At 34.3% G+C, this 11,991-nt stretch carries 11 protein-coding genes; 8 read left to right on the forward strand and 3 right to left on the reverse strand.

Annotated features, from left to right (window positions below; genetic code table 11):
• Positions 1 to 4 precede the first annotated feature (4 nt).
• The 5 genes from ACZZ9T_RS15270 to ACZZ9T_RS15290 all read left to right on the forward strand — a co-directional run bounded on the left by ACZZ9T_RS15270 (position 5) and on the right by ACZZ9T_RS15290 (position 3,437).
• Positions 5 to 721, forward strand: coding sequence for a PoNe immunity protein domain-containing protein (locus ACZZ9T_RS15270; RefSeq protein WP_463442799.1), 717 nt, complete (start codon positions 5 to 7; stop codon positions 719 to 721).
• 3 nt (positions 722 to 724) lie between these two features.
• On the forward strand, positions 725 to 1,192 hold the full coding sequence (locus ACZZ9T_RS15275; RefSeq protein WP_463442800.1) for a DUF6630 family protein: 468 nt from the start codon (positions 725 to 727) through the stop codon (positions 1,190 to 1,192).
• Between the two features lie 199 nt (positions 1,193 to 1,391).
• Positions 1,392 to 2,567, forward strand: a complete 1,176-nt coding sequence (locus ACZZ9T_RS15280; protein WP_463442801.1) for a thioredoxin family protein — start codon at positions 1,392 to 1,394, stop codon at positions 2,565 to 2,567.
• An 11-nt stretch (positions 2,568 to 2,578) separates the two neighbouring features.
• Positions 2,579 to 3,229 carry a DUF3575 domain-containing protein gene (locus ACZZ9T_RS15285; RefSeq protein ID WP_463442802.1) on the forward strand — a complete coding sequence of 217 codons (651 nt, stop codon included), beginning with the start codon at positions 2,579 to 2,581 and terminating at the stop codon, positions 3,227 to 3,229.
• 1 nt (position 3,230) lies between these two features.
• Complete coding sequence (locus tag ACZZ9T_RS15290) at positions 3,231 to 3,437, forward strand: hypothetical protein (RefSeq protein ID WP_463433643.1); 207 nt, start codon at positions 3,231 to 3,233, stop codon at positions 3,435 to 3,437.
• A gap of 22 nt (positions 3,438 to 3,459) precedes the next feature.
• Here the strand turns inward: ACZZ9T_RS15290 and ACZZ9T_RS15295 are convergent, their stop codons facing one another.
• Positions 3,460 to 4,656 carry an exo-beta-N-acetylmuramidase NamZ family protein gene (locus ACZZ9T_RS15295; RefSeq protein ID WP_463442803.1) on the reverse strand — a complete coding sequence of 399 codons (1,197 nt, stop codon included), beginning with the start codon at positions 4,654 to 4,656 and terminating at the stop codon, positions 3,460 to 3,462.
• A 4-nt stretch (positions 4,657 to 4,660) separates the two neighbouring features.
• Between ACZZ9T_RS15295 and ACZZ9T_RS15300 the strand changes: the two genes are divergently transcribed.
• Positions 4,661 to 5,890 (forward strand): ABC transporter permease, encoded by a 1,230-nt coding sequence (locus ACZZ9T_RS15300; RefSeq protein WP_463442804.1) that lies wholly within the window; start codon positions 4,661 to 4,663, stop codon positions 5,888 to 5,890.
• Positions 5,891 to 6,313: 423 nt separating this feature from the next.
• Positions 6,314 to 7,297 carry a PLP-dependent cysteine synthase family protein gene (locus tag ACZZ9T_RS15305; protein WP_463433649.1) on the forward strand — a complete coding sequence of 328 codons (984 nt, stop codon included), beginning with the start codon at positions 6,314 to 6,316 and terminating at the stop codon, positions 7,295 to 7,297.
• 292 nt (positions 7,298 to 7,589) lie between these two features.
• Here ACZZ9T_RS15305 and ACZZ9T_RS15310 read toward each other — a convergent pair whose 3' ends face one another.
• Positions 7,590 to 7,874 carry a hypothetical protein gene (locus tag ACZZ9T_RS15310; protein WP_463442805.1) on the reverse strand — a complete coding sequence of 95 codons (285 nt, stop codon included), beginning with the start codon at positions 7,872 to 7,874 and terminating at the stop codon, positions 7,590 to 7,592.
• A 231-nt stretch (positions 7,875 to 8,105) separates the two neighbouring features.
• On the opposite strand from ACZZ9T_RS15310, the gene ACZZ9T_RS15315 reads away from it, so the two are divergent.
• A complete protein-coding gene (locus ACZZ9T_RS15315) occupies positions 8,106 to 9,305 on the forward strand; it encodes a dicarboxylate/amino acid:cation symporter (protein WP_463433653.1) in 1,200 nt (399 codons plus the stop codon).
• 173 nt (positions 9,306 to 9,478) lie between these two features.
• Here the strand turns inward: ACZZ9T_RS15315 and ACZZ9T_RS15320 are convergent, their stop codons facing one another.
• Positions 9,479 to 11,989: a M1 family metallopeptidase gene (locus ACZZ9T_RS15320; protein WP_463442806.1), complete on the reverse strand. Its 2,511-nt coding sequence runs from the start codon at positions 11,987 to 11,989 to the stop codon at positions 9,479 to 9,481.
• Positions 11,990 to 11,991 lie beyond the last annotated feature (2 nt).

Here is an 11,991-nt window from a genome sequence, read left to right on the forward strand (position 1 = left end):
AAATATGAAAAATAATATGAGAACAAAATTTAAAAACGCAGAGTATTTTCAAAACTATATCACATTAAATAATGAAGACATTGAATTTTTTGATGATGGTTTAAAGTCTGGGGCCACCAAAGAAGATCGAGTTCCGGCAGTCAACCGACAGATTTTTACAACAAGTATTCATACTTTAATTGCAAAATATTCTGCCGGTTCTCCTTTAGATGAAATTAAAAATGATTTTCCTGAAGTAATTAGCAGATTAGAAAAAGGATGGCAGAATGAAGGTAAGAAAATTCATTTTGACAATTATGTATTAATGATTTGGATGCTTTCATTAGGAATTTTGTTAGATATTAATGAAAGTGATTTCAGAAAAATTGTTGATGTTTTAGACAGCAGCAGCCAAAGTGATTATTTATTTGATACTCTCATTGCATTAAAATTATCCGATAGAAAAATAAATTCGGAAATATTATATCCTGCAGAATTTGGGTTTTTGAAAAATCTTTTTGAAAATAAGGATTTGGCTGCATTAAAAGATTATCTGGATAATAATTGGTATAAAAAAATGAAATCTGCCTATTGGTTTGATAACGATAAAAATAAAAATGATGTATTCTTTGGCTATTGGAGTTTTGAAACGGCAGCATTCATCAAAATTTTAGGATTAGATGATACTTCGCTGAAAGACCAGCCCTATTATCCGCACGATTTACTACATGAGAAAGATTAAATCATGGAAACATACCTAAAAATACTTGAAATCATAACTACGGATCAGGATTATGTGAAAAATGCATTTGACAGATTAAAAGGCGTGGCAGAAAATCCGGAAAGTTATGAAGACGCATTTTTCAGATTACCAAGCCCAAATCATGATTTGGTTTGGCTTCAGTTGATCGATGATTTAATCGAAAATAACTATGCATTTGAAACAGACTGGAAAGAAGACTATACGGAGGTTAAAACAAAAATTGAAAATTTATTTCAGAAAAAAGGAATTTTACAAACCATAGAAAACGATGGCGATTTGTTTGATTTGGAAGCCGAAAATTATTTTCCAAGAATAAATCAATTACTATCTGAAACTAACTTTTTACTTGTCTGCCTTGATATTGACAGTGATTCTTATGTCACTGCTTTGGTAGAGAAAAATAAATTTCCAATACTGCAATCTTTAGACGAAAGAATAAAATTATATTAAAATCAAAATTTTTAAGCGGTTTTGTGATGCTTTTTTTAATTTCAACATACATTAACGGTTGATGAATTGCTGTCAATGTGGAAGTTTCTCTTTTCATCAGTATACCATTTTTTAAAGTTGGCAGAGCTTATTTTAATTTTTTTTAACAATTCAGATAAATCAATTTTAAGTATCTTCGCTTATTAAATTTGAATTGAAAATGAAAAATATTATCTCAGGATTATTTATTTTTATTACCATATTTAGTTTTGCTCAGGATGAAATTCTGTTTCAGGATATTCCTTTTAAAGATCTTATTGCCAAAGCTAAAAAAGAAAACAAACTCGTTTTTATTGACGCATACGCCGCTTGGTGTGGTCCATGCAAAATGATGGAAAAAAATGTTTTTACCAAAAAATCTGTAGGAGATTTTTATAATAAAAACTTCATCAATGCAAGAATTGATATGGAAAAAGGTGAAGGACGAGAAGTTGCCCAGAAATTTGGCGTTCGCTCCTATCCTACTTACTTATTTCTGAATGGCGACGGAGAGCTGGTTTCACAAAATTACGGATACATGGAAGAAGGTATTTTCCTGGCAATGGCTCAGGATATCAATTCTCCCAACAATAAAAAAGGTTCTCTGAAAGAACGTTTTGCAAAAGGAGAAAAAGATCGTGATTTTCTTATCAACATCATGAAGCTCAATTCAAGCTCTGACTATGAATTTGCAAAACAGGCATCCGAAAGATACTTTGAAAACAGAAAAAAAACAGATGAATTTACAAAAGAAGATATTGGATATCTTTTGTACTTCTTAAAATCTACAGAAGATGCAAACTACAAAACATTTGTCGCTAAAAAATCTGAAATTATAAAACATTTACCTGAAGAAAATTATAAAGAATTTGATAATCAGTTGCTTTTAGCCAAAGTTGTGCAAGAATCTGTTGATGACAAAACTAAAACAATTAATGACGCTTATTTTATGAAAACCGCCGAACCTTTGGTTGGAAAAGATGCTGCCATCACCAAACTAAATCAAACTAAACTCGCCTATTACGAACAGAATGCTAACTTTCAGGAATATGAAAAATCGGCATTGGAATATTATAAAAATGCAGATACTTTTGAACCCAATGAACTTCTGAAAGCAGCATGGATTTTCTCTGACAATATTCAAAACAAATCATCATTAAAAAAAGCTGCAGAATGGGCAGAAAAATCTGTAATGCGAGGCGAAACATCTGAAAACACATACATTTTAGCGAAAATTTACTATAATTTAGGAAATAAAGATCTGGCAAAAAACTTTGCAGAATTATCTAAGAGCATTGCAGAAAAATCTGGAAAAGATGCCAACTTAGTAACAGAATTATTAAGTAAAATCAAATAAAAATACAAATTTTGAAGCCTAAAATTTTTATTGCAGCATTAACTTTATCTTCAATAGTATATGTGAATGCTCAACAAGATCAAATTCAGGAAAAAAAACCTGAAAATGAAAAAAAATTATATCTGAAAGGAAATGCTCTATTGATTCCCATCGGTATTATTAATGCCGGATTAGAATATCAGCTTAGCAATAAATTTACTTTACAGGGCGATGTTTTGATCTCTCCCTGGAAATCTTTTGCAGGACATGAAGCTCAGATTTATATGGGAACTATTGAAGGAAGGTACTATTTTAAAGAAGCTTTCAAAGGATGGCATATTGGAGGGAACATTTCTGCAGGAGCATATATCATACAAAAACCTAATTACTGGAATGACAATGTTTACGTAGATGTTCAGCTAGGAACACCAAGCCAATATATCAACTCCCAGCTTTATCAGAAAGGATTTTCTTTTTTGTTTGGCGTAGAGGGTGGTTATCAGTTCAGACTTGCTGATAACTGGAATATGGATATCTTTGCCGGAATTGGAAATTCTCAGGATTTTTACAAAGGATATGTGCGTGGAACCGGACAAAGATACGACAGCGCAGACGGTTATAACAGAAGCGGAGAATGGCTGCCTTATCGTGGCGGCGTCATGATCTCTTACAGATTAAAATAATATGAAATTACTAGGAAGAAACCACATCATTATATCGGCAATCACCTTTGCGATTCTTTTTTTGATGAATTACGTAGGAAATCAAGAAGCCGATAAATTAGAACGTGCACTGATGACCGCTTTTGCAGGGGTTATTGGTTTATCAATCGGACTTTTTATTTTAAATAAAGGGAAAAACGATAAAAATCCGCCACAGAATTTTGATTAAAAAATCTATTAATTAATAAATACTAATCTTCATAAATCACATATTTGCTCCTGATTTTTGAGAATTTTTCGAGATCAGATTTCCAGGACTCTTTTATTTCTTTTTCAGATTTATTAGCAACTATTTGTTTTCTCAATTCATCGCTTCCTGCTAAAGTATCAAAGAAAAGATTCTTCAGAAAGAAATCCTGTTGAGGATTTTTGTAATTTTTGAAAGCTTTGATAAGCCATTCTAAATTGAGTTCTCTTAAATCTTTTGAGTAGTTAGAAAGATTTTCACCGTAACATAATTTTCCGTTTAAAAAGGGATCTTTCGCTCCAAAATTGGGTTTTGGAGTAAACTGGTAAGATAAATTTTTCGTCCAGGGTGAACCATACACCTGAAACGGAATATCAGTACCTCTTCCCACAGAAACCTGCGTTCCTTCAAAGAAACACAAACTAGGATATAAATTGATAGATTGATCATTGGGCAAGTTGGGAGAAGGTTTATCTAACATTGGATACCGCTGTTTTTTATGATACTTCTGCATTGGGATCAAAGTATATTTTGCCTCTACTCCATTTTTCAGCCACTTTTCACCATTGACCATTTTTCCATATTCCCCGATTGTTAAACCGTATATAACAGGAACTTCATGCATTCCTACAAAGCTTTCCCATTTCTTTTTCAAAACAGGTCCGTCAATATAACCATCATGTGGATTGGGTCTGTCCAAAACTAAAATTTCAACATTATTCTCTGCTCCTGCTTCCATTAAATAAGTTAAAGTTGAAATATAAGTATAAAATCGAACGCCAACATCCTGAATATCAAACAAAACAAGATCTAAACCTTTCAGCTGTTCTGGTTTCGGTTTTTTGTTGTTTCCGTAAAGAGAAATGATAGAAATTCCAGTTTTCACATCTACTCCGTTTTTTACTTTTTCTCCGGCATCTGCTTCACCTCTGAAGCCGTGTTCAGGAGCGAAAATTGTTTTGATTTTAATACCATTTTTCACCAGATAATCTACTACATGAGTTTTATCTTTCATCAAACCGGTTTGGTTGGTGACAATACCAATGGTTTTATCTTTCAACAAGGGTAAATACAATTCAGGTCGGTCTGCTCCGGTCTTAAAACAATCCTGCTCTTGAGTCTGAGAATAATATGGACTGAATACTCCTAAAAAAATTAGGCAAATAAGAAGTAAAGTTTTAATTTTGAAATCTAAATTCATAAGCTTGAAATTTCCTTTATATTTCTCTAGAAAAATAGCGTTTTCCAAAGATAACAAAAATAACCTTTCACGGGTGATCATCTTCATCGGAAGGCTGTCGGTTGCCTTAGGAATCATTGTTTCTTTAATTACCGTATCCACAGGTTTTGGTTCAAAAAAAGCAATTAAAGAGAGATTGGCAGATTTCAGCGGACATATCACTGTAAAGTCTACCCGCTCAAACTCTTCTTATAATAGTTCTGTACTCGACAGTCAGGGTTTAAATATTAAAAAGCTCAAAGAACTCAATGATGTAGAAAGTGTGCAGAAATACGCTATGGTTACAGGAATCATGCGTAATGAACACAGTTTTGCAGGAATTATTTTTAAAGGTGTAGGGAAAGATTTTGATAGTTTACGATTCAAAAAGTTTCTCATTGCCGGAAAAACCCCGCAGATAACAGAAGATGGGTACAATAACGGAATAACAATATCAGAAAAAATTGCCGGCGACCTTCATCTGAAGGTTAACGACAGCATCGTTACCGTTTTTGCAAAAGAAGACCAGAAACAGATCTACAGAAAATTTCAGGTTGTTGGAATTTATAAAACTGACATTAAAATGATTGACGATCAGTTTGTAATTGGCGATATCAATCATGTAAAGAAAATTCAGGATATGAAGCCTGAAGACATCGGCGGACTAGATATTTTCTTTAAAAATGTAAACGATATAGAAAAAGATTTTTCTGAAGTTGAACAATTAATAGGTTATAAAAATTACGCAGAAAAAGCGACAGATAAATTCCCTCAAATCAATGACTGGATCAGTATTTTTGACACCAATATTGCATTGATTATTTCCATCATGCTGATTGTGGTGATCATCAACATCATTATGGTTCTGCTCATCTTGATTATTGAACGAACCAATTCTATCGGTCTACTGAAAACTTTAGGAGCTACCAATGCCCAAATCAGAGCTACGTTTATCAATTACACATTGATTATTATGGTTCCCGGGTTGCTTTACGGAAACGCAATTGGTTTAGGACTTCTATTGATTCAGAAGTTTTTTGGAATCATAAAATTAAATCCTGAAAACTATTATGTAAGCACTGTTCCCGTAGATTTGAATCCAATTGCCATTCTTTCAATCTCTGCAGGAATTTTATTCATTTCCGGTTTGGCTTTAATCATTCCAAGTTATCTGATCAGTAAAATTTCTCCTGTAAAATCTATCAAGTATAGTTAATATAAAAGGACATCGTCAACTGGCAATTGTGAATTTTACAAATTGTATGTAAAATTTAATTTCTAGATATTCATATCCGTTTTTAAATAAAATGAAGTGGTTTTTCATTTCACTTATCTTTCAATAGCATATATTCGTAATGCAGAATTCCCCTCCTCTGGAGGGGTGGCGAAAATTCCAAAAGAATTTTTGACGGGGTGGTTGTACACTTAACCTCCGGTTTATTAATTAATTCATTTTCCTAGCCCTGATTGCAGCGACATCCTTTTGTGAAGCAATGCGGAACAAAAGATACAGCGAAAAGCAGGAATTGCTCCAAAAAAAAGTCAGTCAGTCCATGCTGTTATTATTGAAATCTTATCAGTCAATTACTTTTGAACTCAATGGAAAGCCGTATCTTTGCCCCGCAGAAAAAAATCAAGTATGAAATACGCAGAAAATATTCTCGAAACTATAGGAAATACACCACTCGTAAAGATTAACAAAGTTTTGGGAGAAGATTTTCCCGCATTGGTTTTGGCTAAAGTGGAAACTTTCAACCCCGGAAATTCCGTTAAGGACAGAATGGCCGTGAAAATGATTGAAGATGCCGAAAAAGACGGAAGACTGAAGCCAGGCGGAACAATTATAGAAGGTACATCCGGAAATACAGGAATGGGACTGGCTCTTGCAGCAATCATTAAAGGTTACAAATGTATTTTTGTTACCAACGCAAAACAGTCTAAAGAGAAATGCGACATTCTTCGTGCCGTAGGTGCTGAGGTAATCGTTTGTCCTACAGATGTAAAACCTACAGATCCTCGTTCTTATTATTCTGTTTCTAAAAGACTGGCTGCTGAAACAGAAAACGGATGGTATGTAAACCAATACGATAATTTGTCTAACAGAGCGGCTCACTACGAATCTACAGCCCCTGAAATATGGGAACAGACCGAAGGAAAACTGACTCACTTTTTAGTAGGAGCAGGAACGGGAGGAACTATTACCGGCTGTGGAATGTATTTCAAAGAGAGAAATCCAAACATTAAAATCATCGGTGTAGACACTTATGGATCAATCCTTAAGGAATATCACGAGACAGGTGAGCTGCATTACGATCACGCATATTCTTATATAACTGAAGGAATTGGTGAAGACATCATTCCTGAAAATTATGATATGTCAGTTATAGATCATTTTGAAAAAGTAACCGATAAAGACGGTGCAATTTACGCTAGAAAACTGGCAAAAGAAGAAGGAATTTTCTGTGGATATTCTGCAGGAAGTGCGATGGCTTCTTTGGTTCAGATGAAAGATCAGTTTACAAAAGATGACGTTATTGTGGTTTTATTGCATGATCACGGCTCAAGATATGTAGGGAAAATCTACAACGATGAGTGGATGAAAGAAATGGGTTGGTTAGACTAATCAATCTTCTTTATAAAACAAAACTCAGAGCATAACTCTGAGTTTTGTTATTGCTTAATATTTTTCTCTACAGCTTCTTTCAGTGCTTCATAATCTGAAATATTCATCGATTTTTTTGGAAACATATAGTTGTATTTTCCTTCTAGTGAAATGAAGTTATCTTTGATTTCCGAGGAAGTAAATTCTGTCCACAGGCAGGTTTCTTTCTGATTGTTGAGATTGACAGTAAAAATTTTCTTATTAAATTTAATCTGATAAATTTCAGGATTTTCAAGTGTTTTTAAATAGACAATTACTTCCTTTCTCCATTACTGGAAACTTTGTTGATTGCCAAAGAAAGAAAAACTGCACAAAGCAGAAAAAGGAAACTTACAAAATAAATAATCCCAAATTTTTCTTTGCTTAAATCATCTTTAAAAAAGAATAAAATCACCAAAATCAATCCGACAACTATGGTAGTCACCGTCTTTCCTTTTGTACTGGGTGACAGAAATAAACTTCCCTGATCTCCGCTGAAATATACTTCTTCGAAGTCTTTTCTGTTTACGTTTAGATGAATGATTTTATCCTGATTCATTTTCTATACAATATTTCCCAAAAGTAAAGAATTAAAAACTAAAGTGCCCAAGATTCTCTTAAAAAATAAATCTATCTTTGATAAAAATCAGCAAAATGAAATCTCCATCAGTGATTGGGAAACAAGCTATCTATCATCGATTTTATTTAAAAAAATAAAAGAATCGGAGATAAACACTGATGAAAATAAGCGATACCATACGAAATTAAAAAAAACAATAAATATCTACATATGAAAGAGGTACTTAAAAACTACTCAGGAATTCTGTTTTTACTTCTAGGAATCACCGTTGGAAGCATTATAGGCATTGTAGCTCCGGAGATTGTAGAATACATAAAACCTTTAGGTGATATTTTTCTGAACCTGCTTTTTGTAAGCGTAGTTCCTCTGGTATTTTTTGCCGTTTCCAATTCTATTTCTTCTCTTGAACAGGAATCTAAGTTTGGTAAAATCATGTTGACCATGTCTTTTACCTTTTTATTATTTATTCTTATTGCTGCTATTTTCACCATCGGAATGGTTTATTTATTCCCTGTATCATCAATTTCCGGAAGCTCCGAAATTATTGCAGAAAGTACAAAAGAAGAAAATTGGGGCGACCGAATTGTCAGCTTTTTCACAGTAGGTGAATTTACCGAATTGTTTTCGAGAAAAAATATGCTCGCTCTTTTGATTTTTGCTTTTCTTACAGGTTTTGCAGCTAGAAAATCAGGGGAAAACGGGAAGCCTTTCAGAGTTTTTATCGCTTCCGGATATGAGGTGATGAAAGAACTGCTTTTAATGATCATGAAGATTGCACCCATTGGTTTGGGAGCCTATTTTGCGTATCAGGTTGCAACTCTAGGACCTCAGCTTTTCGGATTTTATGCTAAACCTCTCGGATTATATTACATCGCTGGAATCATTTACTTCTTTGTGTTTTTTTCACTCTATGCCTTTATGGCAAACGGACAGAACGGATTCAGAAGCTTCTGGAAAAATGCCATTCTTCCAACATTGACCGCTTTGAGCACCTGCAGCAGTTTTGCAACAATGCCTACCAACTTGTTAGCTGCCTCAAAAATAGGTATTCCGAGTTCTATTGCCAATCTGGTGATTCCTATCGGAACGACTTTACATAAAAATGGGTCGTCAATGTCATCAATTATTAAAATATATGTTGCGTTTCAGATTATCGGACGAGATTTTTTCGAACCGTCAAATCTTTTATTAGCATTGGGAATTACTGTTTTTGTAAGCATCGTTGCAGGTGGAATTCCGAATGGTGGTTATATCGGTGAAATGCTGATGATTTCCGTTTATCAATTACCTCAAGAAGCCATTCCTGCGGTGATTATCATCGGAACTTTGGTAGATCCTTTAGCAACGGTTTTAAATGCTGTTGGTGATATCGTAGCAGCGATGTTTGTGAATCGGTTTGTGAAGGTTTGAGTGATCTAACAAGTATATTTTTGTGTCAACTTTTAAGTCGTCATTTACTCAATCGAAATACATAATAATTGCATTACTGTAAGTATTGATGCAATACCAAATTGAATGAAGTAATGGATAACAAAAAAGCACCTCTTTACAGAGATGCTTTTGAAAAAATATAATAATTTTTATTATTTGAAACTTTCGATCGATTTATTGATGGAGTCGATTTGTGGATTGATGCTTGAAGCTTTTGAAGGGTTCTGTTTCAGAAGTTCCATTTTTTTACTTAAACCATCTTTCAGCATTTGCGTGATCATCATTTTTACCTGAGGATTTTCTCCCATCTGTCCTTTTGCCTGACCCAAAATCTTCGTAATGCTTTCGGTTGCTTTTAAGTTGTCAGAACTCATAATCCAGTTATAGCCATCTTCAGCTACTTTCCCCAATTCAGGATTTTGGAATTTGATAAACGGATAAAATGCTGCTACAGAAGCAATATTTGCCATCTGAGAAGTCACTTTGTTCTTTACAATGACTGGTAACATTTGGGTCAGCATTTCTTCAGAAGCACCTTCCAAATCAATCTTATCAGCCAACATATTTGCTTTTGAAGGATCAATCGCCAAAACCGCTGCCAAAGAATTTCCCTTTACAGAATTGGAAACCGCACCTACACCTTTTTCAAAGACAGGAAGGTATTTTTTGTCCTTTGTTTTCGCCAACGCTGCAATAGCTGCACCCTGAACCAATGTTTTAGGATCGTTTGAAGCCAATTTTTCAACATCAGCTCCCAAAGCTTTCAACTGTTCAGCATTGGATAAATCCATTAATTCTAATGCTTTTTCTCTCACTCTGAAATAAGGATCTTTTAAAGCTGCAGACAATAATTTTGTCGCCGCAGGATTTTTTCCTACCTGATCTTTAATTGCAGTTAAAGCATTGTATCTGCTTTTAAATTCTTTAGATCCTGTAAACTGCATGAGATTCTGCTCAGGTGTTTTTGTATCGGTAATATCGGCAACCAAAATTCCGTCTGCATTGATATTCACCAGATCAGGATTTTTTGAAACATCAAAACTGAAAGTATTTTTTGCAGTTGCGTTCACCCAAACCTGTTGTCTTTTTGGTTTTCCGTTGTCATAAACATCGATGGTTAAGGGAAATTCGAAAGGCAATTCCTGAGACTGATTGACAACAACGGTTACTTGTTTTTTCACAGGCTCAAAAGTGTAAGAATAATTCAGCTTTGGATGTCCGCTTCCGAAATACCATTGATTAAAGAACCAGTTTAAATCTCTCCCTGAAACTTTTTCGAACGATAATCTTAGTTGATGAGCTTCTACATTTTGATATTCATTCGTTTTCAGGTAATCAGTCATTCCGGCAAAAAATGCTTCGTCTCCCAAATAATTTCTGAGCATATGAAGAATTCCGCCTCCTTTTTGATAGGTTACCAAATCGAAAACATCTTCGCGAGAAGCATAATCAAATCTTACCAAATCTTTTTTGAAGTCTGAAGGATTGTGAATGTAATGATTAACGTCTTCCATCTGATGATAATCTGCCTGATCTTTTCCGTACTTATATTCGTTCCAAAGATATTCTGAATAGTTGGCAAAAGATTCGTTAACCGTTAAATTACTCCAGCTTTCTGAAGTGACCAAATCTCCAAACCAATGATGGAACAATTCGTGAGCGATGGTATCTTCCCATTTATTTTCATCAATCAACTGACCCGGTTTTTGCAAAATATCGCTACTGTGAAGTGTTGCCGTGGTGTTTTCCATTGCTCCACTCACATAATCTCTGCCCGAAATCTGAGCGTATTTTGACCAGGGATATTCGTAACCTAATTTTTTAGAGAAAAACTCAATCATTTCCGGAGTATTTCCGTAGATCTGTTTTGCGTAAGGTTCATATTCTTTCTCGATGTAATAATCAACAGCAATGTTTTTCCATTTATCTTTTACAACGGCATATTCACCAACTCCCATGAAAAAAAGATATGTTGAATGCCTTTTATCCATCACCCAATGGTCTGTTCTTAAACCATTTGCTTCTTTTTGAGAATCTTTAAGAAGACCGTTTGAAAGAGTAACATATTTATCAGGAACCGTCATATAAATTTCCTGAGTTGTTTTCTGAATTGATTTATCGATAGTAGGAAACCATGCTGAAGAAGACTCAGTTTCTCCCTGTGTCCAAATCTGTGTAGGCTTGTCAGGATCTTGTCCTTGCGCATTCACAAAATACAAACCTTTGGCATCGCTTATTGCCATGCTTCCTTCCTGTTTCACTTCATTCGGACGAGCGGTATACTTGATGTAAACTGTATAATCCTGATTTTTCTGATAGGTTTTATCTAAGGTAATTTTTAAAACATCATTTTTGTAATCATATTTTAAAGGAGATTTTTTTCCGTTGTTGTCTAAAGCAACTTCGTGAATCAACATTCCTTTTGCATCCAAAATCAGTTCGTTTGTCGCATAAAAATAAGGCGAGGCTGTTAACCACTCTTCCCCATTCATCTGCTCTTTCTGATAATCGAAACTGACTTTGAGCTTGGTATGTTTCAGTTCAGTAAGTTTTGTAGAGGTGGCTCTGTAAATCTTTTCTCTGCCCGAACTTTCGGTTTGTGCAGATACGTTTCCTGAAAATAAAGCTCCCAATATGGCAATAGATAAAATGACTTTCTTCATTT

Source organism: Chryseobacterium sp. AC417, from assembly GCF_979258215.1.

Excerpts from the sequence above, each read along its gene's own strand:
- ACZZ9T_RS15295 (WP_463442803.1), bottom strand. The coding sequence starts at position 4,656 with ATGAATTTAGATTTCAAAATTAAAACTTTACTTCTTATTTGCCTAATT.
- ACZZ9T_RS15290 (WP_463433643.1), top strand. The coding sequence starts at position 3,231 with ATGAAATTACTAGGAAGAAACCACATCATTATATCGGCAATCACCTTT.
- ACZZ9T_RS15320 (WP_463442806.1), bottom strand. The coding sequence starts at position 11,989 with ATGAAGAAAGTCATTTTATCTATTGCCATATTGGGAGCTTTATTTTCA.
- ACZZ9T_RS15280 (WP_463442801.1), top strand. The coding sequence starts at position 1,392 with ATGAAAAATATTATCTCAGGATTATTTATTTTTATTACCATATTTAGT.
- ACZZ9T_RS15275 (WP_463442800.1), top strand. The coding sequence starts at position 725 with ATGGAAACATACCTAAAAATACTTGAAATCATAACTACGGATCAGGAT.
- ACZZ9T_RS15305 (WP_463433649.1), top strand. The coding sequence starts at position 6,314 with ATGAAATACGCAGAAAATATTCTCGAAACTATAGGAAATACACCACTC.
- ACZZ9T_RS15270 (WP_463442799.1), top strand. The coding sequence starts at position 5 with ATGAAAAATAATATGAGAACAAAATTTAAAAACGCAGAGTATTTTCAA.
- ACZZ9T_RS15310 (WP_463442805.1), bottom strand. The coding sequence starts at position 7,874 with ATGAATCAGGATAAAATCATTCATCTAAACGTAAACAGAAAAGACTTC.
- ACZZ9T_RS15315 (WP_463433653.1), top strand. The coding sequence starts at position 8,106 with ATGAAAGAGGTACTTAAAAACTACTCAGGAATTCTGTTTTTACTTCTA.